The 20,328-nt window shown below is 70.5% G+C and carries 30 protein-coding genes; 24 read left to right on the top strand and 6 right to left on the bottom strand.

The genetic code is table 11. The features are described 5' to 3' along the window. The first annotated feature begins 28 nt into the window (after nucleotides 1-28). From ACPEH0_RS06585 to ACPEH0_RS06575, 3 genes are all read left to right on the top strand, one after another. The gene (locus ACPEH0_RS06585) at nucleotides 29-553 is read left to right on the top strand and encodes a helix-turn-helix domain-containing protein (RefSeq protein WP_204964613.1); all 525 of its coding nucleotides are present in this window, start codon (nucleotides 29-31) and stop codon (nucleotides 551-553) included. Nucleotides 554-578: 25 nt separating this feature from the next. Next, nucleotides 579-1,148 (top strand): PIN domain-containing protein, encoded by a 570-nt coding sequence (locus tag ACPEH0_RS06580; protein ID WP_366213733.1) that lies wholly within the window; start codon nucleotides 579-581, stop codon nucleotides 1,146-1,148. Between the two features lie 290 nt (nucleotides 1,149-1,438). Then, nucleotides 1,439-2,629, top strand: a complete 1,191-nt coding sequence (locus ACPEH0_RS06575) for a MalY/PatB family protein (protein ID WP_366213734.1) — start codon at nucleotides 1,439-1,441, stop codon at nucleotides 2,627-2,629. 10 nt (nucleotides 2,630-2,639) lie between these two features. Here the strand turns inward: ACPEH0_RS06575 and ACPEH0_RS06570 are convergent, their stop codons facing one another. Further along, a complete protein-coding gene (locus ACPEH0_RS06570) occupies nucleotides 2,640-2,957 on the bottom strand; it encodes a hypothetical protein (RefSeq protein ID WP_217529425.1) in 318 nt (105 codons plus the stop codon). 69 nt (nucleotides 2,958-3,026) lie between these two features. On the opposite strand from ACPEH0_RS06570, the gene ACPEH0_RS06565 reads away from it, so the two are divergent. From ACPEH0_RS06565 to ACPEH0_RS06525, 9 genes are all read left to right on the top strand, one after another. Next, entirely contained in the window at nucleotides 3,027-3,722 is a 696-nt protein-coding gene (locus ACPEH0_RS06565) for a TetR/AcrR family transcriptional regulator C-terminal domain-containing protein (RefSeq protein ID WP_366213735.1), read from the top strand. A 68-nt stretch (nucleotides 3,723-3,790) separates the two neighbouring features. Then, complete coding sequence (locus ACPEH0_RS06560) at nucleotides 3,791-4,435, top strand: hypothetical protein (protein ID WP_254631846.1); 645 nt, start codon at nucleotides 3,791-3,793, stop codon at nucleotides 4,433-4,435. A gap of 7 nt (nucleotides 4,436-4,442) precedes the next feature. Continuing rightward, nucleotides 4,443-4,829 (top strand): DUF1304 domain-containing protein, encoded by a 387-nt coding sequence (locus tag ACPEH0_RS06555; protein WP_217529419.1) that lies wholly within the window; start codon nucleotides 4,443-4,445, stop codon nucleotides 4,827-4,829. Beyond that, nucleotides 4,826-5,803: a Gfo/Idh/MocA family protein gene (locus ACPEH0_RS06550; protein WP_366213963.1), complete on the top strand. Its 978-nt coding sequence runs from the start codon at nucleotides 4,826-4,828 to the stop codon at nucleotides 5,801-5,803. The genes ACPEH0_RS06555 and ACPEH0_RS06550 overlap by 4 nt, the downstream gene beginning before the upstream one ends. Before the next feature lie 21 nt (nucleotides 5,804-5,824). Then, the gene (locus ACPEH0_RS06545) at nucleotides 5,825-6,424 is read left to right on the top strand and encodes a DUF1349 domain-containing protein (RefSeq protein WP_217529417.1); all 600 of its coding nucleotides are present in this window, start codon (nucleotides 5,825-5,827) and stop codon (nucleotides 6,422-6,424) included. A gap of 38 nt (nucleotides 6,425-6,462) precedes the next feature. After that, a complete protein-coding gene (locus ACPEH0_RS06540; RefSeq protein WP_366213736.1) occupies nucleotides 6,463-7,104 on the top strand; it encodes a ThuA domain-containing protein in 642 nt (213 codons plus the stop codon). Nucleotides 7,105-7,224: 120 nt separating this feature from the next. Further along, nucleotides 7,225-8,370, top strand: a complete 1,146-nt coding sequence (locus ACPEH0_RS06535) for a zinc-dependent alcohol dehydrogenase (RefSeq protein WP_366213737.1) — start codon at nucleotides 7,225-7,227, stop codon at nucleotides 8,368-8,370. A 13-nt stretch (nucleotides 8,371-8,383) separates the two neighbouring features. Further along, complete coding sequence (locus ACPEH0_RS06530; protein ID WP_217529413.1) at nucleotides 8,384-8,959, top strand: hypothetical protein; 576 nt, start codon at nucleotides 8,384-8,386, stop codon at nucleotides 8,957-8,959. A 185-nt stretch (nucleotides 8,960-9,144) separates the two neighbouring features. After that, nucleotides 9,145-9,474 carry an ATP-dependent DNA ligase gene (locus ACPEH0_RS06525; protein ID WP_217529411.1) on the top strand — a complete coding sequence of 110 codons (330 nt, stop codon included), beginning with the start codon at nucleotides 9,145-9,147 and terminating at the stop codon, nucleotides 9,472-9,474. A 38-nt stretch (nucleotides 9,475-9,512) separates the two neighbouring features. Here the strand turns inward: ACPEH0_RS06525 and ACPEH0_RS06520 are convergent, their stop codons facing one another. Next, the gene (locus ACPEH0_RS06520; RefSeq protein ID WP_366213738.1) at nucleotides 9,513-10,307 is read right to left on the bottom strand and encodes a manganese catalase family protein; all 795 of its coding nucleotides are present in this window, start codon (nucleotides 10,305-10,307) and stop codon (nucleotides 9,513-9,515) included. 46 nt (nucleotides 10,308-10,353) lie between these two features. Between ACPEH0_RS06520 and ACPEH0_RS06515 the strand changes: the two genes are divergently transcribed. Next, nucleotides 10,354-11,160: a lytic murein transglycosylase gene (locus tag ACPEH0_RS06515; RefSeq protein ID WP_217529409.1), complete on the top strand. Its 807-nt coding sequence runs from the start codon at nucleotides 10,354-10,356 to the stop codon at nucleotides 11,158-11,160. A 37-nt stretch (nucleotides 11,161-11,197) separates the two neighbouring features. Here the strand turns inward: ACPEH0_RS06515 and ACPEH0_RS06510 are convergent, their stop codons facing one another. Then, nucleotides 11,198-11,389, bottom strand: a complete 192-nt coding sequence (locus ACPEH0_RS06510; RefSeq protein WP_366213740.1) for a hypothetical protein — start codon at nucleotides 11,387-11,389, stop codon at nucleotides 11,198-11,200. 383 nt (nucleotides 11,390-11,772) lie between these two features. Here ACPEH0_RS06510 and ACPEH0_RS06505 point away from each other — a divergent pair, with 383 nt between their 5' ends. The 4 genes from ACPEH0_RS06505 (at nucleotide 11,773) to ACPEH0_RS06490 (ending at nucleotide 13,449) form a co-directional block, all read left to right on the top strand. Then, complete coding sequence (locus ACPEH0_RS06505; protein ID WP_217529407.1) at nucleotides 11,773-12,063, top strand: hypothetical protein; 291 nt, start codon at nucleotides 11,773-11,775, stop codon at nucleotides 12,061-12,063. Nucleotides 12,064-12,161: 98 nt separating this feature from the next. Next, nucleotides 12,162-12,479, top strand: coding sequence for a hypothetical protein (locus ACPEH0_RS06500; RefSeq protein WP_217529405.1), 318 nt, complete (start codon nucleotides 12,162-12,164; stop codon nucleotides 12,477-12,479). Between the two features lie 70 nt (nucleotides 12,480-12,549). Further along, a complete protein-coding gene (locus ACPEH0_RS06495; protein ID WP_366213741.1) occupies nucleotides 12,550-12,780 on the top strand; it encodes a hypothetical protein in 231 nt (76 codons plus the stop codon). 111 nt (nucleotides 12,781-12,891) lie between these two features. Next, nucleotides 12,892-13,449 (top strand): Dps family protein, encoded by a 558-nt coding sequence (locus tag ACPEH0_RS06490; RefSeq protein WP_064003810.1) that lies wholly within the window; start codon nucleotides 12,892-12,894, stop codon nucleotides 13,447-13,449. Nucleotides 13,450-13,481: 32 nt separating this feature from the next. Here the strand turns inward: ACPEH0_RS06490 and ACPEH0_RS06485 are convergent, their stop codons facing one another. After that, complete coding sequence (locus ACPEH0_RS06485; protein ID WP_217529403.1) at nucleotides 13,482-13,811, bottom strand: hypothetical protein; 330 nt, start codon at nucleotides 13,809-13,811, stop codon at nucleotides 13,482-13,484. 61 nt (nucleotides 13,812-13,872) lie between these two features. Between ACPEH0_RS06485 and ACPEH0_RS06480 the strand changes: the two genes are divergently transcribed. Beyond that, nucleotides 13,873-14,196, top strand: coding sequence for a hypothetical protein (locus ACPEH0_RS06480; RefSeq protein ID WP_064003812.1), 324 nt, complete (start codon nucleotides 13,873-13,875; stop codon nucleotides 14,194-14,196). Then, nucleotides 14,174-14,662 (top strand): CinA family protein, encoded by a 489-nt coding sequence (locus ACPEH0_RS06475; RefSeq protein ID WP_366213742.1) that lies wholly within the window; start codon nucleotides 14,174-14,176, stop codon nucleotides 14,660-14,662. The genes ACPEH0_RS06480 and ACPEH0_RS06475 overlap by 23 nt, the downstream gene beginning before the upstream one ends. 184 nt (nucleotides 14,663-14,846) lie before the next feature. On the opposite strand, the gene ACPEH0_RS06470 is transcribed toward ACPEH0_RS06475, so the two are convergent. Next, the gene (locus tag ACPEH0_RS06470; RefSeq protein WP_217529401.1) at nucleotides 14,847-15,200 is read right to left on the bottom strand and encodes a hypothetical protein; all 354 of its coding nucleotides are present in this window, start codon (nucleotides 15,198-15,200) and stop codon (nucleotides 14,847-14,849) included. A 299-nt stretch (nucleotides 15,201-15,499) separates the two neighbouring features. Here ACPEH0_RS06470 and ACPEH0_RS06465 point away from each other — a divergent pair, with 299 nt between their 5' ends. Together ACPEH0_RS06465 and ACPEH0_RS06460 are read left to right on the top strand one after the other, a co-directional pair. After that, nucleotides 15,500-15,724 (top strand): hypothetical protein, encoded by a 225-nt coding sequence (locus ACPEH0_RS06465; protein ID WP_423719429.1) that lies wholly within the window; start codon nucleotides 15,500-15,502, stop codon nucleotides 15,722-15,724. A 33-nt stretch (nucleotides 15,725-15,757) separates the two neighbouring features. Then, nucleotides 15,758-16,264 (top strand): MarR family winged helix-turn-helix transcriptional regulator, encoded by a 507-nt coding sequence (locus ACPEH0_RS06460; RefSeq protein WP_366213743.1) that lies wholly within the window; start codon nucleotides 15,758-15,760, stop codon nucleotides 16,262-16,264. A 30-nt stretch (nucleotides 16,265-16,294) separates the two neighbouring features. Here ACPEH0_RS06460 and ACPEH0_RS06455 read toward each other — a convergent pair whose 3' ends face one another. After that, the gene (locus tag ACPEH0_RS06455; RefSeq protein WP_366213744.1) at nucleotides 16,295-16,846 is read right to left on the bottom strand and encodes a flavin reductase family protein; all 552 of its coding nucleotides are present in this window, start codon (nucleotides 16,844-16,846) and stop codon (nucleotides 16,295-16,297) included. Between the two features lie 231 nt (nucleotides 16,847-17,077). Here ACPEH0_RS06455 and ACPEH0_RS06450 point away from each other — a divergent pair, with 231 nt between their 5' ends. The 3 genes from ACPEH0_RS06450 (at nucleotide 17,078) to ACPEH0_RS06440 (ending at nucleotide 20,328) form a co-directional block, all read left to right on the top strand. Beyond that, a complete protein-coding gene (locus ACPEH0_RS06450; RefSeq protein ID WP_366213745.1) occupies nucleotides 17,078-18,070 on the top strand; it encodes a PLP-dependent cysteine synthase family protein in 993 nt (330 codons plus the stop codon). Continuing rightward, on the top strand, nucleotides 18,067-19,224 hold the full coding sequence (locus ACPEH0_RS06445; protein WP_311860321.1) for a cystathionine gamma-synthase: 1,158 nt from the start codon (nucleotides 18,067-18,069) through the stop codon (nucleotides 19,222-19,224). The genes ACPEH0_RS06450 and ACPEH0_RS06445 overlap by 4 nt, the downstream gene beginning before the upstream one ends. A gap of 120 nt (nucleotides 19,225-19,344) precedes the next feature. After that, nucleotides 19,345-20,328 (top strand): Gfo/Idh/MocA family protein, encoded by a 984-nt coding sequence (locus tag ACPEH0_RS06440; RefSeq protein WP_217529381.1) that lies wholly within the window; start codon nucleotides 19,345-19,347, stop codon nucleotides 20,326-20,328.

The raw sequence follows: 20,328 nt of genomic DNA, 5'->3' as shown, positions 1-20,328 counted from the left end.
TGCGTTTACGTGTATTGAGGTGATTTCCGTGTCTCGCGCTGCCGTCGTTGAAGAGACGTACCTTCCCAGCAGGGAAGTCGAGCTTGCCCCTGTGCTGGACTTCCTCACCGCCCATGAGGCCGCCGGCCGGGCTCTTCCCGAGCCAAGGTACTTCCTTGCGGGCGCGCGTCCAGGCGACCAGGTCGAGCTTCCGGAAGAGGTCTACCTCGCTCTCCGCAAGATCGTGGACGCGATGCAGAGCGGGCTTGCCGTGTCAGTTGTACCCCAGGCAACACGGCTCACCACCCAGCAGGCAGCGGATCTCCTGAACGTGAGCCGCCCGACCATTGTGAAGCTCCTCGACGAGGGTGAGATCCCATTCGAGAAGGCGGGAACGCACCGACGCATTCTCCTCGCGGATCTGCTCGAGTACCGAGAGCGCCGTCGGGAGCGTCAGTACGACATGCTCGCCGCCACGCGCGACGCCGTCGACGAAGACAACATCGAGCAGACGCTCGAGGACCTCAGAGCGGCGAGGAAGGCGGTCGCCGCAAGGCGGGCAGCCCGACTCTGACCTCGCAGACTGACAGGATGGGGTCGTGTTCACGGCGACCCTTGACACCAGCGTGCTGTGGCCGAGCCTGCAACGCGACTTCCTCCTTTCGCTCGCGGTCGAGGGCGCGTATCGACCGACCTGGAGCTCGGCGATCCTCGACGAACTCGAGTTCCACGAGGAAGTCAAGCTTGTGAAGCGGGGGATACCCGTAGCGGAGGCTGCCAGCCGCGCAGCAACCCTCATCGCCGCGATGCGGCGAGAGTTCGCCGACGCGGAGGTCGAAGGCTGGGAACCGCTGGAAGGTACCTTCGGGCTTCCCGATCCGGATGACGAGCATGTGGTCGCTGCGGCCGTAGCGATCGTCACCGAGAACCTGAAGGACTTCCCTGCAGCCAAGATTCCGCCGGGCATCCAGGTGCTCAGCGCCAGGGAGTTCGCGAAGAACACTGTCGCGCTCAACCCCGGGCATGCGCTCGCCGCGGTGCGGGAGATCGCGAGTCGTTCCGGCCGCTACGGTGCAGCGCTCACCGTCGAGGAGATCCTGGACACGTTGCGCGACCGATACGGCATGATCGAACCCGTCGAGATGATGGTCGAAGCGGCGTCCGCGTAGTCTCCAGATCGCGTGACTGAAGGGTGGGTGCAGCCACCTGATTTCGCGCCGAACACCCGCCACGTTTCTGCCACGAATCGAACCCGGCCCATCTGATCCAGGAGTACGTCGGCGACGTCAGAATCCGCGGAATCATGCGGATTCAACCCGTCTCGGTTGCCATCGGCGCGATTTCAAATCCCTCCGTCTCCGCCACGAGAAGCCCCGGTTCGCCGGGGCTTCCGGCGTTTCGGATGCCGAGTGTTACGACCCGATTTGCACGGCCGCCGCGCACCCCGCATCGTCGGGGGATGAGCGTCATCCCCCCGATCGGATCCCACCCGTTCGACCGGATCGATCGGTCGCGGTTCGATCGTCCCGAGAGCCGCAAGTGGAGCCTGCACCCGGGGTCCGTCGGCGCGTGGGTGGCCGAGATGGACTTCGGCATCGCGCCGCCGGTCTCGGAGGCGTTGCAGCGAGCGGTGACCGACGGCATCCTCGGCTATCTGTCCCCGCCGCTCGCGGCCGAACTCGGGCACGCGACGGCGGCCTGGATGCGGACGGGATACGGGTGGCAGGTCGACCCCGAGCGGGTGCACCCGGTGTCGGACGTCATGGCCGCCCTCGGCGTCGCGATCACGGAGTACGCGCCGGCGGGGTCGGCGGTCATCGTGCCCACCCCCGCGTACATGCCCTTCCTCACCTACCTGCCGACCATCGGACACCCCGTCGTGGAGGTACCCGGAGTCGTGGTGGACGGCCGCTGGCAGCACGACCTCGACGGCATCGACGCGGCCTTCGCCGCCGGGGCGCGGACGCTCGTGCTGTGCAACCCGCACAACCCGACCGGCACCGTTCTGAACCGCGAGGAGTTGACCGCGCTCGCCGAGGTCGTCGAACGGCACGGCGGCCGGGTGTTCGCCGACGAGATCCACGCACCGCTGCGGTACGACGGCGCACCCCACGTGCCGTACGCGTCGCTGTCCGAGGCGACGGCGGCCCACACGATCACCGGCACGAGCGCGTCGAAGGCGTGGAACCTCGCCGGGGTGAAGACCGCGCAGCTCATCACCTCGAACGACGCCGACCAGGCCGCGTACCGCCGCTTCGGATTCGCGGTGCAGCACGGCGCGGCGACCGTCGGCGTCGTCGCGGCGATCGCCGCCTACCGCGACGGGCGGCCGTGGCTCGACGATGTGATCGCGTACCTGGATGCCGAGCGGCACGAGCTCGAGCGACTGCTCGCCGAGCACCTCCCCGGCGCGCGGTACACCCCGCCGCAGGCGACCTACATCGGGTGGATCGACGCGGCCGGCCTCGACCTGCCGACATCGCCGGCGACCTTCTTCCGCGAGGAGGCGGGAGTCGTCCTCACCGACGGCGCATTGCTCGGCCGTGGCTACGAGGACTTCGTCCGCATCGTGTTCGCGACGCCGCGCCCGGTCCTGCGCGAAGCCGTCCACGCGATGGGGGATGCCGCCCGCCGCGTCGCGGGCGCCTGATCACCGGCTCTCAGAGACCGGCGACCTGCTCCTCTTCGTCGGGCTCCGGCACGATGCGGAGTCCGCCGGGGGAGTTCGCGGTGGCCATGAGGCTCTCGATCCACGCGGGGTTCAGCGGACCGCTGGAACGGCTCTGGTAGCGAATGTCCCAACTGGTGGACACGCCCACCCAGCGCGAGACGCGGCCGCTTCCGAGGCTCGGGTCGACCGTCCACGTGAGGATGAACGGCTCGCGACGCCGCAGTTTCGTCACCATCACGACTTCGAGGTGAGCGAGGAGGCGGTCATCGAGCGTGACCGTCTCGGAGCCGAATGCCAAACGTCCCATCAGCGCAAGCTTACGCTGTAAGCATGCGGATCCGCCGAGAAAAGGGGAGGATCGGCGTGGAGGCTCCTCATGAGCAGACAGACCGATCGTGCGACGACGCCGCGACTGAGTCGCGCAGGTATCGTCGACGCGGCGCTCGAGCTGGTCGATCGCTCGGGTCCCGTAGGACTGTCGATGCGCGCCCTGGGCAATCACCTGGGTGTTGAAGCGATGTCGCTGTACCGCCACGTCCACGGCAAAGAGGACCTCCTCGAAGGCGTCGTCGACCTGCTGACGTCGGAGCTCACCGAGGTGATGGAGCGCGAGGCCGAGGAGCATTGGCAGACGTTCCTGCAGAACGTGGCCCACGCCGTGCGCGAGATCGCGATCACGCATCCGCTCGCCTTCCCCCTGATCGTGACCCGCCACCCCGCCGCGCCGTGGTTGCGCCCGCCGCTGCGCAGCATCGAGGCCGTCGACATCCTTCTGCGCGTCCTGCTGGCGCACGGGTTCTCCGACGAGCAGGCGGTCCGTGCCTATCGCGGCTTCAGCAGCTTCCTGCTCGGTCAGCTGCTCCTCGAGACCGCCGTCCGCGGTGCCGACGTCGGTGGGGTGGGGGCCGCGTCCGGGACGGGGGAGCCTTCCTTCTCGGGCGAGGACGACCTGGAAGACGCGCCGCAGGTGCGCCGATTACGCCCCCTCCTGAGCGAGGACCACAGCAAGGAGGAGTTCGAGACCGCCCTCGAGGTCCTCCTCGACAGGCTCGAAGCCGAGCTGTCGCCGTAGCGCGCAGATCGTTTTCGCCGGGTGCATCCGCGGCGGTCCTTCGACGGGAATACACAGTGGCGCCCGACATGTCCGCCGGCACCATCGTCGACGTCGCCGTGAACGCCTCCGGCGGCGGCACCCCCGACGGCAACGCGTCCGGCTACGACATCCTGGTCCGGGCCCTCCGCGCGACCGGGCTCGACGAGACCCTCGCCGAGCCCGGGCTCGACCTACACCGTGTTCGCGCGGAACGATCGGGCCTTCCTGCGCCTCGTCACCGACCTGACCGGCACGGCGCCGGCGTCCGAGGCCGCCGCCCTCGAGGCGATCACGACCGCTCGGGGGGTGTCGTCGGCCACGCCTGGTCGCCCGACCTCGACACCTGGACCGCTCAGCCGCACCTCGGGGCGGTGTCGACGCGCTTCCCCCACCTCGAGGTCCTGCAGACGGTCCTGGTGGGGGAGGAGCACCTCACGTTGTTCTGCGCCACGCGCTCCGACGGCGTCGACGGCGTCTGGGCGATGCCGACGGGGCAGGTCCCGATCGACGCGCGCCCCGACGACGCCCGGCTGATCGCCGCCGCCCCCGCCTATGCGGGTCGGGTGGTCCGCGGCCGTGACGGTTCGCCGGTGCTCCTCGCCTTCACGCGGGATGCCGGGGGCGCCCCTCTCGGCATCAGCGACCCGATCGAGGTCGCGTCGCTCTGGCGCGACGCGGTGCGTCTGGGATGATGGCGGCATGGTCATCGCCGGGTTGGTGTTCGCGGCGCTCGGCGCCGCCATCCACGTCTACATCTTCTATCTGGAGTCGATCGCCTGGACGGGGGCAGCGGCGCGGCGCACCTTCGGCACGACGGACGAGACCGTGCACGTCACGAAGCCGTTCGCCTACAACCAGGGCTTCTACAACCTGTTCCTCGCGGTCGCCGTCTTCCTCGGCATCGTCTTCGTCGCGACCGGGTCGACCGCGATCGGCGCGACCCTCGTCTTCGTCGGCGCCGGGTCGATGGTGGCTGCCGGTCTCGTGCTGCTGCTGTCGGATCGCTCCAAGGCGCGCGCCGCGATGATTCAGCTGACGGCGCCGCTGCTCGGTGTCGTCCTGCTCGCGATCGGACTGGCGCTCTGAGACTCGCGGTCGTCGGCGCCGGCAAGATCGTCGCCGAGTTCCTGCCCCACGCCCGGCAGATCCCGGGCGTCACCCTCGCCGCGATCGTCGGCACCGAGCGCAGCAGGGCGAAGCTCGAGCAGACGGCGGCGACCCACGGCATCCCGTTTGTCTTCAGCGACCTCGACGCGTGTCTCGCCGACCCTGCCGTCGACACCGTGTGGGTCGCGGTGCCGAACGTGCTGCACGCCGACGTCGCGCGGCGGGCGCTGCTCGCCGGAAAGAACGTCGTCTGCGAGAAGCCGTTCGTGCTGCGTGCCGAGGACCTTGCCGAGCTCCGCACGCTCGCCGAGGAGCGCGGGCTGATCCTCGTGGAGGCCATCAGTACGCAATACCTCGCGAACGTCGAGTGGATGCGGCGGAACCTCGGCCGCCTCGGCGACCTGCGGCTCGTGCAGAGCGAGTACTCGCAGTACTCCTCGCGGTACGACGCGTTCCGCGCGGGGGACGTCGCGCCCGCCTTCGACCCGTCGGCCGGCGGCGGCGCCCTCATGGACCTCGGGATCTACGCGATCCACCTGGTCGTCGGTCTCGTGGGCGCCCCCGACTCTGTCGTCTACACGCCCCGAATGGAGCGCGGTGTCGACACGTCGGGTGTCGCCGTCCTCGGCTACCCCGACCTGACGGCCGTGTGCCTCGCGGCGAAGGATTCGCCGGGCCCCTCGCGCACGAAGATCCAGGGGACGCAGGGCGTCATGATCGTCGACGGACCGCCCAACGAGATCGCCGCCGTCGAGCTGCAGCTGCGGGACGGGACGATCGAGCGCATCGCCCTCGACGACGACCCGCATCGGATGACCGCGGAGTTCCGGGCCTTCGTGCGGATGATCGCCGAGCACGATCTCGCCGAGCGCGACCGGCGGCTCGACCACAGCGCGGCGGTGCTCGACGTCGCCCTCCGCGCCGTCGCGTCCGCGGGCCTCCGCCTCGGCTGAGGCGTCCGATAGCCTGACGGGATGAGCGCCGCCACCCGAGCAGAAGAGCCCGTCACCTGGTCGGACGGGACCTGGACGACCCCGCCGCACGCGGCTGTGGAGCAGGACGGGATGCTGCGCGTCACCGCCGTCGAGGGCAGCGACGCGTGGCGGATCACCTCCTACGGGTTCGTCCACGACACCGAGCACGCGCTGCTCGCGCCGATCCCCGACGGCACCGCGATGGAGGTCGCCTTCGACGCGACCTTCGAGGCCCAGTTCGACCAGGCCGGGCTGTTCGTCCGGGTGGACGAGACGCGGTGGGTGAAGGCCGGTGTCGAGTTCTCGGACGGCGACCTGCAGCTGGGCGCCGTCGTGACCGACAGGATGTCGGACTGGTCGCTCGCTCCCGTGCCGGAGTGGCTCGGCCGCCGCATCACGGTGCGCGTGAGCCGGGACGGGAACGCGCTCACCGTGCGGGCGGGCGCCGACGACGAGCCGCTGCGGCTGGTCCGCGTGATCCCCTTCGCAGCCGACCTGGATGCCACGGCGGGCCCGTTCGTCTGCGCCCCGACCCGTGCCGGGCTGACCGTCGCCTTCGCGTCGTGGCGGCGGGGCTCCGCCGACGCGGAGCTGCACTGACGGCCCGAGGCAGGGCGCCGACGCGGTAGCCTCCCGGCATGACCGTGCGCACCGTGATCCTGTCGGGTGCCGGCCGGTACGCCGACCCGTGGCATCCCTTCGCCGAGACCTCCGCCCGACTCGCGGCGATCCTGCAGGGAATCGGTCACGACGTGACCGGCCGCGAGGACGTCGATGCCGCGATGGCGTCGCTCGCGGACGCCGACCTCGTCGTCGTCAACGCGGGCGATCCGTGGCGCGGCGGGGAGCGGGGAGTGGATGCCGCGGCCGTCGCCGCGTTCGATGCGGCACTCGACCGCGGAGTCGGCGTCCTCGCGATGCACTGCGCGGTCGCCTCGCTGCGCGACTACCCGCGCTGGGCGGGTGCGATCGGGGCGGTCTGGCTGCCGACGCTGTCGTTCCATCCGCCGTTCGGCCGGGTTGTGGTCGACGCCCGGGACGGGGTGCCCTTCACCGTCGAGGACGAGCGGTACTGCGCGCTTCAGGCCACCGGCGACCGGGACGTCATCGCGTGGCACGAGGGCGACGCCGGTCACCGCGAGCCGACGGCGTGGCGGCGCACGGTCGGCCCCTCCCGCGTCGCGGTGGACGTGCTCGGTCACGACGCGCGCTCGTACGACGCGCCCGGGCACGCCGCGCTCGTCGCGGACCTGGCCGCCTGGGCCGCTGGCATGCGCTGAACACCATGGGGTACCGCTTCGAGCTCGGCGCCTCGGACTGACACGTCCCCGCGACGGGCGCAACCCCCTCGCTCGCGTGCTCTCCTCCGACCACGCTCGCCCGGAACCTGAGGAGGATCGATGAAGGCGATGACCTATCGCGGACCGTACAAGATCCGCGTCGACCGCAAGAGCGACCCGGTGATCGCTCACCCGAACGACGCCATCGTGCGCGTCGAGCTGGCGTCGATCTGCGGCTCCGATCTGCACCTGTACCACGGCATGATGCCCGATACCCGGGTCGGCCACACGTTCGGGCACGAGTTCATCGGCTGGGTCGAGGAGGTCGGCTCGTCGGTGCGGAACCTGAAGCCCGGTGACCGGGTCATGGTCCCCTTCAACATCTACTGCGGATCATGCTTCTTCTGCGCCCGCGGCCTCTTCTCCAACTGCCACAACGTCAACGCCAATGCGACGGCGATCGGCGGCATCTACGGATACTCGCACTCGACCGGCGGGTTCGACGGCGGTCAGGCCGAGCTGGTGCGCGTGCCGTTCGCCGACGTCGGCCCTCAGGTGATCCCCGACGACATCGCGTCCGAGGATGCGCTTTTGCTGACCGACGCGTTCTCGACCGGGTACTTCGGCTCGCAGCTCGCCGACATCGTCGAGGGCGACACTGTGGTCGTGCTGGGAGCCGGTCCCGTCGGGCTGGCCGCGGCGCGCTCGTGCTGGCTCATGGGGGCCGGCCGCGTGATCGTCGTCGACCACCTCGACTACCGGCTGCAGAAGGCGCGCGAGTTCGCCTTCGCCGAGACCGTGCACTTCGGTCAGGTCGACGACATCGTGCTGACGCTCAAGAAGATGACCGACGGTCTCGGCGCGGATGCCGTGATCGACGCCGTCGGGGCCGAGGCGGACGGCCACGTCCTACAGCACGTCACGGCCGCGAAGCTCAAGCTCCAGGGCGGCTCGCCCATCGCTCTCAACTGGGCGATCGACGCGGTCCGCAAGGGCGGGACTGTCTCAGTCATGGGCGCCTACGGGCCGCTGTTCAGCGCGATCAAGTTCGGCGACGCCATGAACAAGGGACTGACGATCCGCGCCAACCAAGCGCCGGTCAAGCGGCAGTGGCCGCGCCTGCTCGAGCACATCCGCGCCGGACACATCGCCCCGCGGGAGCTCATCACCCACCGCTTCGACCTCGACGACATCGCCGAGGGTTACCACGTCTTCTCGTCGAAGCTCGACGGCATCATCAAGCCCGTCGTGACGTTCGGCGCCTGAGCGAGGAGGAACCATGCCGTACCGCGCAGACAAGCCCGGCCAGACCCCCGACCCCGAAGACCTCCGCCGCCGCATCCCCGGCTGGGGCGCCGACCTCGACCCCGCCGACCGCCCCGCCTTCCCGCGCGAACAGCCCGGGATCGAGACCGGCGCCCACTGGGACCTGCCCGAGCAGCAGCCGCACGGGTCCGGTCGCGAGCGCTCGATCGAGCACGAGCGCCTCACCCCGGTGTTCGGGACCGCGCAGCCGCTCCACGGCGTCTCGGGGGCGATCCGGCGACTGGCCTACGCGAGGTTCAGCGAGGGGCAGACACCGCACTGGATGCTGCTGATCCTGGGCGACCGGGTCGAGTCGGCGGGCGCTCACGCGAGGTCCCTGTTCTCCCGCCGCCCCGACGACCCGGTGACGCAGTCGGGCATCCTCGGCGAACGCGGACGCGGCCCGATCTCCTCGCGTGTCGGGCGGGGCCGCGTGGACGTGCGCCACACCTGGATGGACCCCGTCCTCGTCCTGGGGCCGTGGGTGGTGGCCGCGGTGGTCGTCTTCCGGATCGTCCGCGCGGCGGTGGCCCCGGCATCCCGCCGCTGACGCGGTCTTCCGACACGCCCGGGACGACATCGACCCCCGGCGCACCGCGCGCCGGGGGTTGCGCGGCGCGGGCGGGGAGAGGATCGTGGCACGGCTACGGAGATGCACCGCCCTGCGGATCCGCAGCGCCGTCACGCACGGCGTGTCCGCGGGTGACGGTGCGGTCTCGGCCGGAGGGCCGCCCCATGGGTCGATTCAACTACAGCAGTCAGGTCAAGACCGAGGTCGAGGACCGAGCGCTCGCGCATCTGCAGGTCGTCATCGGCAACAAGCTGCGCCGCGGAGAGTCCTTCTTCTTCACGTGGCGCGACAACGCGACCGTCGGCGACGGTCGACGATCGGTCTGGATCCACCCGTCCGCGGACCTCGACTTCAAGTACTACGGGTCCCGCGCGCCGGCGATGAACCGGACGTGGCTCGAGAAGCTCGCGTACGCCGCGAACTCATCGGGCGGACTGTTCGTCATGTCCGAGCCGCCCGATGAGCCTCAGACGGGGACCATCGAGTCGATCTGAGCGGATGCCGGGCGTCGCCGCCCGGCATCCGACTCGTCTCAGGACAGCTTGTCCTTGATGACGCCCTCGGCCTTGTCGATCAGATTTCGCTTGGCGTCGGTGCCGTAGAAGCGCGGATCCGGCTGCGTCGGCGGGGGCATCGGCGCCGAGGTGTCGGGCCCGTCGAGGGAGGTGAACTCGCCCTTGCCGTCGGGGGTCGGGCCGCTCGCCCACGAGCCTTCCGCCGCGGCCTGACCGTCGGAGAAGTTGATGTACTTGTAAGAGTGATCCCGCGCCTCGTTCGACAGCGGGAAGTTGAGGGGCACGGGGATGTCCTCGACGCCCTCCTCGCGCAACTCCTGGGCGGCGCGGATCCACTGGTTCTGGTGCATCGTGTCGCGGGCCAGCAGGAACGACAGCATCTCGCGGACGCCGTGGTCGTCGGTCATGTTGTAGATGCGGGCCACCTGCACGCGCCCCTGCATCTCGGCGTTCGCGTTCGCCGTGAAGTCGGCGAGCATGTTGCCGCTCGCGGTGATGTACGACCCCTGCCACGGGTTGCCGTTGCTGTCGACCGGGCGCACGCCCGCGCCCGCGACGATCGCCGCCTGCACGTCCATGCCGCCCATCACCGCACCGAGGACGGGGTCGGATGCCGCCGCCGCCTCGCTCTGCTCGACGGGAGCCTTCTCGAGCAGCTGGGCGATCATGATCGCGAGCATCTCGACGTGACCGAACTCCCGGATGCATCCGAGCCGTGTCCGGGGACCGTAGGCAGTGCTCTTCCGGTCGGTGAGGGGCCTTGACGAGCTGACCGCGACGTGCGACACGGGCAGCCCGCAGCGGGCCCTCACGCCGACGGGTTAGCGTGGTGCGGGCAGTCGGACCGGGGAGGCGCAGATGGCGGCACGCCGCAGGCGATCCCCGGCGCGCGCGCGGCGCGGCCGGCTCGCGGCGCTCGCCGTCGGGATCGGTGTCGCCCCCGCCGCCGTCGTGATCCTCCTCGCCGCGTGCCTGCCGGCGGCGCTGCATCCCGCCGAGCCCGAGGGCGCGCCCCTGCCGCCGGTTTCGTCGCGCTGGGCCGACACCCCGCCACCCGCCCTCGCCGTCGCGGGAGCCGACCCCGCCCGCGCGGCGGCGGTCGATCTCGTCGACGCCGAGTGGGCGTCGCGGGTGGCGGCGGCCACCGGCATCCCCCGTCGCGCCGTCATCGCCTACGCGGCGGCGGACCTCACGGTCGCGCACGAGCAGCCGTCCTGCGCGATCGGCTGGAACACCCTCGCCGGGATCGGGTGGGTGGAGTCCCGGCACGGGTCGTACGGCGGGTCGCACCTCGACGAGAGCGGCCTGGTGACACCCCGCATCCTGGGGCCGCGGCTGGACGGGGACGGTGTGGCGGCCATCGCCGACACGGACGGCGGGGACCTCGACGGTGACGACCGGTGGGACCGCGCGGTCGGGCCGCTGCAGTTCATCCCCGAGACCTGGCGGCGATGGGGCGCGGACGGAGACGCCGACGGCACCCGCGACCCGAACCACATCGACGACGCCGCCCTCGCGGCTGGGCGTTACCTCTGCCGGTCCGGCCCGATGGTGACCGAGACCGCCTGGCGCGACGCCGTGTTCACCTACAACCCGCTCACCCGGTACATCGACGACGTCGCGACCCGCGCGAACGAGTACGCGCAGATGGCGCCGGCGGGCTGACACGACGAAGGCCGCACACCGGGTGCGGCCTTCGCGATCAATGGTCGGTGCGCTTCAGCGACCTGCTGGAATCCGCCGAGTCCGGATCGACGCCCGGCTCGACCTTCTCGATGGGCACCGCCGCATCGTCCTCGACCGCCTTCTTGACCGCATCCATCGGGTCCTCGTCCGGGAGTGCACCTCCGGGAATCGACTTGTCCGACTCGGTGTGCTGCGCGTCGTGGTCCATGACTGCTCCTCTCGTCGAGGTCCCGACGTTACGGAGACGCCGGGCCGCAGGGCAGGGGCTTGCACAGGTGAGGCCCCGGCGATAAGCCCGATCGCCGGGGCCCGGTGTAAGCGCGGGAGAAAAATCGGTGACCCGAACACCTCTCGTCTCGACCGTCCGCCTACGTACCTTGCACCGTCAACGCTAGGCGAGCGCACGTGACGTACCGGGGGCATTGACGCCGCATCCCGGCGTCTGCTACCCACCCCGGCTAACCCTCGGTCCCGGCGGTGTCAAGCCCCTCGGTGCGCGCCCTGCTCGGAGCGATGGTGAAACCCGCGAGGCGGTCAGCTCGCGGCAGATCGACGAAGACCTGCGAACACGCTACATCCGGAGGTGCGACCGTGAGTGAGGATCCCCGCGGGCGATTGATCCTCGAGCCGCTGTCCGCGTCGGCATGGCGGCTCTGCGACGCGACGGCGGCGGCGTCCGACGCCGCCCATCTGATCGCGTACGTCGAGGCCGCCGACGACGGCGGGTACGACGTCACCTGGGTCTTCTGCGGTCGTGGGACGGGGTGGTACCCCACCGTGGACGAACTGCTGCGCGGGGCGATCCATCACCTCGCGGCAGCCGCGCCCCGCCGCGCCAAGCCGAAGCCGATCGCGCACCGTCCGCCGCTGGCGGCCCTGTAGGGGCTAATCGTCTCATCGCCGACTGTCAAGATCGTGACTCCGTGGGCGATCCGGCGCATGCTGGGTCTCCGATGTCCGTCCGAGGCCGAGGAGAACCGATGAACCGCATCGACATCTCGTACGGCGGCCAGTGGTACAGCATCGGCAACCGCACCCTCGACGAGGTCCATCAGGAGATCCAGGAGGGGGTGGCCGCAGGGCAGCATTGGCTCGCCGTCAACGACGGGGAGGGCAGCCCCCGGCCCGCCTACCTCTTCATCACCCCGGGTGTCCCGATCGCCGTCATTCCCGTACCGGAGCCGCAGGATCCGCCCACCGACCGCCAGGCGCCGGCGTTCGACGACCCCGACCCCGACGGCTTGCCGCCGTTCTGGCGCGGCCCCCGCATCCACCCGGACCGGCAGCGGTCCGTCTGAGGTCTATCCCCGGTGCCCGTGGCGGTCAAGGGGATGACACCTGCGCCACCCGGCGCGCAGACTGTCCTGCATGAGCGACGCCATTGACCCCCGTGAAGGGGTCCAGTCCGGCCCCTCGATGTCACAGAACCCCGCGGATGCCGCGCAGAAGATCGACGGCATCATCGTCCAGTGCCAGGCCGACCTCGCCGGCAAGGAGGGCGCGGACGTGCGCCTGCTGCTGGAGCGCCGACTGCAGGATGCGGGTTTGACGCTCTCCGACGAGGAGATGACCGCCGCCGTGGCGCGCCTGGGCGCGTGAGCCCGGCCGCCCGGCTATCACCGGGGCCGCCGGCGGCGCAACCCGATGTCGTCTGCGACGACGCCGACGTAGCGTCACACACGACCCTGTTCCGAGAAAGAAGGATGTGTCATGACGACAACCCAGACGAAGTCCGCGACCTCGGCGACCCGCAACAAGCGTCGCCCCGCCAAGTCGGGTGCGCAGCTGACGGAGGAGCAGAACGCGGAGCGCGGCTTCACCGCGTCGCAGAAGCTCAGTGACAACCTGCAGGCGGTCCTCGTCGACCTCCTGGAGCTGTCGATCCAGGGCAAGCAGGCGCACTGGAACGTGGTCGGCAAGAACTTCCGCGACACGCACCTGCAGCTCGACGAGATCATCGACGCCGCCCGGGAGTTCAGCGACACCGTGGCCGAGCGCATGCGCGCCCTGCACGCCGTCCCCGACGGCCGCAGCGACACCGTCGCCGAGACCACGACGCTGCCCGAGTTCCCCCACGGCGAGGTGTTGACCTCGGACGTCATCGACCTCGTCACCGAGCGTCTCGAGGCGACCATCTCGACGTGCCGCGACGTGCACGACGAGGTCGACGAGGAGGACCCGACGAGCGCCGACATCCTGCACGGCATCCTCGAGAGCCTCGAGCAGTTCGCCTGGATGATCAGTGCGGAGAACCGCACTCCTCGGTGACCCTTCGACGAAAGCTTCCGCCGACGGCCGCGTCACTCCGTGACGTGGCCGTCGCGGTCGTCGTGGAACATCTCCGGCATGAGTTGGATGCCGCCGGAGGAGTTGGCGGATGCCGCCAGTTCCTCGATCCACTCGCGGCTGAGCGCGGGCGGCTCGGGCTCGTCGAACACGAAACGCAGGGGGATGGCGGGGTGCAGCCAGATGGTGGTGCGTCCCTGCGGCGAGTCCTCGGGGTGCTGCCACGAGACGGTGAAGCTCTCGGAACGCCGGAGCTTGGTCGCGATCACGATCTTCAGGTGAGCGAGTGCGCGATCCGCGATCCGGATGGGCATCGCCGAGCTGCCGTAGTAGATCACACCCATGGGGCCACCATAATGGGAGATGTCCGTCGCGACTCCGCGATGACACGACGAGGGGGCCGCAGTGGGCAAGTTCATCTATGAGGATTCCATCAAGGTGGACTTCGAAGACCGCACCCTGGCTCACCTGCAGCAGGTCATCGGCAACAAGCTGCGGCGCGGCGAGTCCTTCCACTTCACGTGGCGCGACGACAGGAGCATCGGCGAGGGCCGCACGTCCGTCTGGCTCCACCCCCACGCGTCGCTCGTCTTCAAGTACTACGGCAGCCGTCAGTCGCGCATCAATCGCGCGTGGTCCGAGGCCCTGATGTACGCCGCCAACTCGCCGGCCGGTCTGCACCTGGTCCCCGAGCCCGCCGATCCCGGTGAGGCGGAGAGCTCTGCCTGATCTCGTCGAACGCATCGCCGACGCGGCAGGCCGCGTCGGGGTGGTCTGCGCGGTCGCCGAATCCCTCACGAGCGGGCGTCTGGCGGCCGAGGTCGGGCGCGGCTCGTCCGCCCAGGACTGGTTCGCGGGCGGGGTCGTCGCGTATCAGGTGCGCGTCAAGGAGGAGGTCCTGGGCCTCGGACCCGGAACCGATCCCTGCTCGCCCGAGTGCGCAGAGCAGCTCGCACGCGGGGTCCGGGCCCTGCTGGGCGCGGACGTCGCCGTGTCGACGACGGGCGTCGGCGGACCGGACGCCCAGGACGGGCACGCTCCGGGCACCGTCTACCTCGGCTGGGCGACGGCGGATGCCGCCGGCCACGAGCTCGTGCGGTTCGACGGGGATCCCGTCGAGGTGATCGACCAGGCGGTCGGGGCTGCGCTGGCCCTGCTGCTGCAGACCGTGGAGGCGACGCGCGCGGGCGGGTGACGGGCGGGGCCATCCGTGGCGTCCGCACAAGAAGCCGCCCCGCGCCGTGGGGGGTCGGCGAGCGGGGCGGCAGGGGGGAGCCTGTGGGGTCACACCAGCAGGGGCGGACTCCCGAAGCGTTCGGTGAAGTCGGCAGCGAGGGCGTCCTCGTAGGCGTCCGCCTCGTCGATCAAGTCGGGGTGACTCATGCGGCGGCCACCGGGCGACGAGTCTCAGGACGGGCGGCGGTGATCTCGGGGATGTCGAGATCGGCATCGAGGACGAGTCCTCCGTTGGAGGTGGACTGGTCGGCCATTTCACGCAGCGTCGCGGGGTTCAGGGGGATCGCCGCGGCCTGGTCGTAGACGAAGCGCAGCGGGATCGCGGGCTGGAACCAGAGGGTCGTGCGGCCCTCGCCCTCCTCTCCGGTGCCCTTCCACGAGACGACGAAGCTCTCGCTGCGCCGCAGCTTGGTCGTCGCCACGGCGGCGAGGTGAGCGAGGATGCGGTCCGGCATGACGATGGGGGAATCGACGTTCCCGTAGTAGAGGCTTCCCATGACGTTCTCCTGGTGTGGGTCGTGGTGAGGGGGTCAGTGGTGGGCCGGCCGGGCCGTAGACCGGTGGGGCCGCTGTCGTGAGAGCGAATCGAGGATGAGCGCCCTCCAGCCCGTCCGCTGCTCGGGGATGAGAGCGACCCCGAGTGCCGTGAAGGGCGCCGGGATGGGGTGTGAGGGTGTGGGTGTCATCGTTCCGTTCCTGAATTACTAGCTAAACAATACATCTAGTAGATTTCACATCTCTTGTCTATCATTGATTCCGAGAAGGACAAGAACTGTCACAGATTCGGACATGTAAGGTGGTGAAGTCGATGGAGGTGCTCGACTCGTACGGCTCCGTGGACGTCAGCGACAGCGTCGCGACGTGGCACGAGGTCGAGGCGGGCTTCTGGGTCGGCAACACCCACGGCGCGTTCCTCGGAACCGTCGAACAGAACTCCGCGGGATGGATCGCCCGAGATCACACCGGCGGGTTCGTGGGGAAGTATCCGGACGCGGCTGAGGCTCGGGCGGCGATCGGATGATGTTGGACACCCGTCACGAGCCGAGGAGTTGACATGCCTCAGTCCATCGTGCGACACGAGCACACGCACCTCTACGCCGCGCAGCCCAAGACCGACGCGGGGCGCGAGCTGATCAGCGCCATCCTCGAGCTCCGTCATGCCGAGCAGGTCCAGGCGGACCGTTCCCAGCGCATCTCCGGCCTCGGCGGCATCGACCTCGCCGCCCTCCGCTATCTCGTGCAGGCGCGGCGTGAGGAGCGGGAGGTCAGCCCGAAGGACCTCATCGTGATGCTCGGGACCTCCAGTGCCACCGTCACCAACGTGATCGAGCGACTCGTGAGCAAGGGCTACGTCATCCGGGAGCAGCACCCTTCGGACCGGCGTGCCCACTATCTCGTGCCGACGGAGACCGCAGCCGATCTCGTCGACGAGGTCTACGGCGCCCACCACGGCGCCGTCGTCTCGGTCATCGACAGTCTCGACGAGCAGGCCGCGACCGTGACGGCCGACACCATCCGCCGCATCGCCGCAGCGCTCGACGATCTCGCCCGTCGCGGCTGACCGCGACCCTCGAGGGGGTCGCGGCTCTTCTCAGATGACGGTGTCCGGCCCCAGCCGGTGCCACGTGCGGTTGTGGTAGACGAGCGGCGACGTCGAGTCGCGCGCGATGTTCGCCTGCAGGGCGTGCGCGGCGATGACCGTCGAACCGCCGGCATCCATCCGGTCGATCACGGCGCACCGCACCCAGGCCCGCACCCCGTGATAGACCGCTTCACCGGTGACCAGGCGCAACCACGGCAGCTCCGCGAAGCGGTCGATTCCGCTCGTCGCGCCGATCTCGGCGAGGCGCAGGTCGTCGGCGTCCAGCAGGTGGACGACGAGCGTCTCGGCCGCGGCGAGCACGGGCGCCGCCGACGACTGCGACGACACCGAGAAGATCAGGAGCGGGGGATCGGCGCTCACCGACGACACGGACGTCGCCGTGAGCGCGACCGGGCCGTTCCCGGCATCCGCGGTGATCACGGCGACACCGCCCGGGTGCCCCCGGAAGACGGCCTTGAACTCCTCGGGCGAGAGCGACTCGCCGAGCCCGGACGCGGCGAGTCCGTGATCGTTCGAAGTGGCGTGTGCGGGAGAAGTCATACCTCGAACCTACGATCACGCGGACGGGGGGAGGGTCATGTGTCCGAACCTTTCGTCCTGTTGCGCCGGATGACGACGAGCGCGGACGGACACGGATGCCGGGTGTCCGGTATCATGGCCGGGTGCTGACCCTTCGCTGTTGTCGTCGCTGACCGCCGGTTACCCGGCGACTCCCGCGACCCCATCAGCTTCCGCGCCTCTGTGAGCGCGGCATCCCGTCAGGAAGAACCCGTGCGTTACGCCAGCTCCATCGCCGACCTCGTCGGCAACACCCCTCTCGTCCGTCTGAACTCCGTCACCGAGGGCCTCGCCGCCACGGTCCTCGCCAAGGTGGAGTACTTCAACCCGGGCAGCTCGGCAAAGGACCGCATCGCGCGGAACATCATCGACGCCGCGGAGCGCGACGGGCACCTGAAGCCCGGGGGCACGATCGTCGAGCCCACGAGCGGCAACACCGGTGTGGGGCTCGCACTCGTCGCGCTGCAGCGCGGGTACCGCATGGTCTTCGTCGTGCCCGACAAGTTCGCCGGCGAGAAGGTCGCGGTGCTGAAGGCGTACGGGGCCGAGATCGTCATGACGCCCACGAGCGTCCCGCCCGAGCATCCGGATTCCTACTACAGCGTGTCGGACCGGCTCGCCGCCGAGATCCCCGGCGCCTTCAAGCCCAACCAGTTCGCGAACCTCCACGGTCCTCGCGGCCACTACGAGACCACCGGCCCCGAGATCTGGCGCGACACCGACGGTCGGGTCACGCACTTCGTGGCGGGCGTGGGCACCGGCGGCACCATCAGCGGGGCGGGGCGGTTCCTCAAGGAGGCGAGCTCGGGAGCGGTCACCGTTGTCGGCGCCGACCCGGAGGGCTCGATCTACTCCGGCGGCGACATCCACGGCTACCTCGTCGAAGGGGTCGGCGAGGACTTCATGCCCGCGACCTTCGACCCGACCGTCGTCGACCGTTACGAGAGGGTGGGCGACGCCGAGTCGTTCGCGATGACCCGTCGCCTCGCGCGCGAGGAGGGTCTGCTTGTCGGCGGCTCGTCGGGGATGGCGGTCGTCGCGGCGCTCCGCGTCGCACGGGACCTCCCGGCCGACGCCGTGCTCGTCGTGCTGCTACCCGACCACGGGCGCGGCTACCTCAGCAAGATCTACGACGACGGCTGGATGACCGACCACGGCTTCACCGTCGACACCGAAACCGAGACCACCACCGGGAGCCTCGCATGAGTGCACAGTCCTCCGCTCGCGGCTTCGCGAGCCTCGCCGTCCACGCAGGTCAGGAGCCCGACGAGGCGACGGGTGCCGTCATCCCGCCCGTCCACTTCTCGACGACGTACGCGCAGGACGGCATCGGCGGCCTCCGCGGCGGCTACGAGTACGGCCGCAGCGGCAACCCGACCCGCACCGCCCTGCAGACCCAGCTCGCCGCGATCGAGGGCGGCGCGCACGCGCTCTCGTTCGCCTCGGGGCTCGCCGCCGAGGACGCGCTGCTGCGCGCCGTGCTGCGCCCCGGCGACGAGGTGCTGCTCGGCAACGACGTCTACGGCGGCACGTTCCGGCTCATCTCCCGCGTCCTCGGCGACTGGGGCGTGAAGCTGCGCGTCGTCGACATGAGCGACCCCGAGAAGGTTCGGGCCGCCGTCACCGAGCGCGCGCCCCGCATCCTCTGGGTCGAGACGCCCTCGAACCCGCTGCTGCGCATCACCGACATCGCCGGCCTCGCCGAGATCGGCCACGGCGTCGGCGCGCTCGTCGTCGTCGACAACACCTTCGCGACCCCCGCGCTGCAGCGCCCGCTGTCGTTCGGCGCCGACGTCGTGGTGCACTCGACGACCAAGTACCTCGGCGGTCACTCGGACGTCGTGGGCGGTGCGCTCGTGCTGAACGACGACGAGCTCGCCGAGAAGATCGGCTTCCTGCAGTTCGCCGTCGGCGCCGTGTCGGGACCCCTCGACGCGTGGCTGACGACGCGCGGCATCAAGACGCTCGCCGTGCGGATGCGTCAGCACAGCGAGAACGGCCTCGCCGTGGCATCCTTCCTCGACGGACACGACCGGGTCGCGCGGGTCTACTACCCGGGCCTCGCGTCGCACCCCGGTCACGAGCTCGCGTCGCGGCAGATGGCGGGCTTCGGCGGCATCGTCTCGCTGGCGCTCGAATCGGGCGAGGCGGCGCGCCGGTTCGCCGAGTCGCTGCGGCTGTTCACGCTCGCCGAGTCGCTCGGCGGCGTCGAGTCGCTCGTCAACTACCCCGACGCGATGACCCACGCCTCGGTCCGCGGCACCGAGGCGGCCGTCCCCGTCGAGGTCGTGCGCCTGTCGGTCGGCATCGAGGACGCCGCCGACCTGCTCGCCGACATCGAGCAGGCGCTGCAGGCCTGACGCCGACGGGGCGCGGGCGCGTGCCCGGTGCAGGAAGAACGATGCGATCGGGCCTCTAGGGGGCAACCTTCGCCTCGCTGAACCTGCATCCGGTCCGCCTGCGGGCGATAGCGTGGCCGGATGACACACGCACGATGGGCCATCCTCGGTGCCGGCGCGATCAGCGGCGACTTCGCGCACGCGCTGCCCGACTCCGACCTCGGCCGGCTGTACGCGGTCGGCGCGCGGGACGTCTCGCGGGCGGAGGAGTTCGCCGCCGCGCACGGCGCCCCCGTGGTGGGGACGTACGACGAGATCCTCGACCGCGACGACATCGACGCCGTCTACGTCGGCACGGTGCACACGACGCACACGGACCTCGTGCAGCAGGCGCTGGCCGCGGGCAAGGCCGTGCTGTGCGAGAAGCCGCTCGGCGTCGATCCTGCCGAGACGGATGCCGCGATCGCGGCCGCTCGCGCTGCCGGACTGCCCCTCGTCGAGGCCTTCAAGTACCGCTTCGGGCCGTTCGCCGACCGCCTCCGCGAGCTGGTGGGCGGGGGAGCCCTGGGCGACCTGGTCGAGATCGAGTCCTCGCTCGGCTTCGCCGCGGGCAGCCGCACCGGACGCCTGTTCGACCCGGCGACGGCGGGTGGCGCGATCCTCGACGTCGGGTGCTACCCGTTGTCGCTCGTCGTCGGCGTTGCGGCGTGGGCGGGGCACGACCTCGACGGACTCGAGGTGCAGGCGGTGGCCGGCACGATCGGGGCGACCGGCGTCGACGAGAGCGCAGCGGCATCCGTCGATCTCGGTGGTGCGTCGGCGAACATCCGCACCGCGATCGTCCACGACCTGCCGCGCCTCACCCGCATCGTCGGGCGCGAGGCGAGCCTGGAGATCCCGAACGTGTGGGGCAGCCGGACCGACAGCACCGCGGCGGCGACGCTGATCCGCACGGACGGCACCCGTGAGGAGATCGAGGTGCCGACCGTGCAGCCGATGGCAGCGGAGGCGGACGCCACGATCCGCGCCCTCCGCGAGGGGCGGACCGAGGCGCCCGAGATCCCGTGGGCCGAGACCCGCACGATCGCGCGGCTGCTCGCAGAGTGGCGCGGCGGCATCGCCTGA

This window comes from Microbacterium sp. NPDC079356 (assembly GCF_049545465.1).
GTDB classification, from domain to species: Bacteria; Actinomycetota; Actinomycetes; order Actinomycetales; family Microbacteriaceae; genus Microbacterium; species Microbacterium gawkjiense.
The sequence above is the reverse complement of the archived record's forward strand: the minus strand, read 5'-3'. Positions and strand labels throughout refer to the sequence as shown.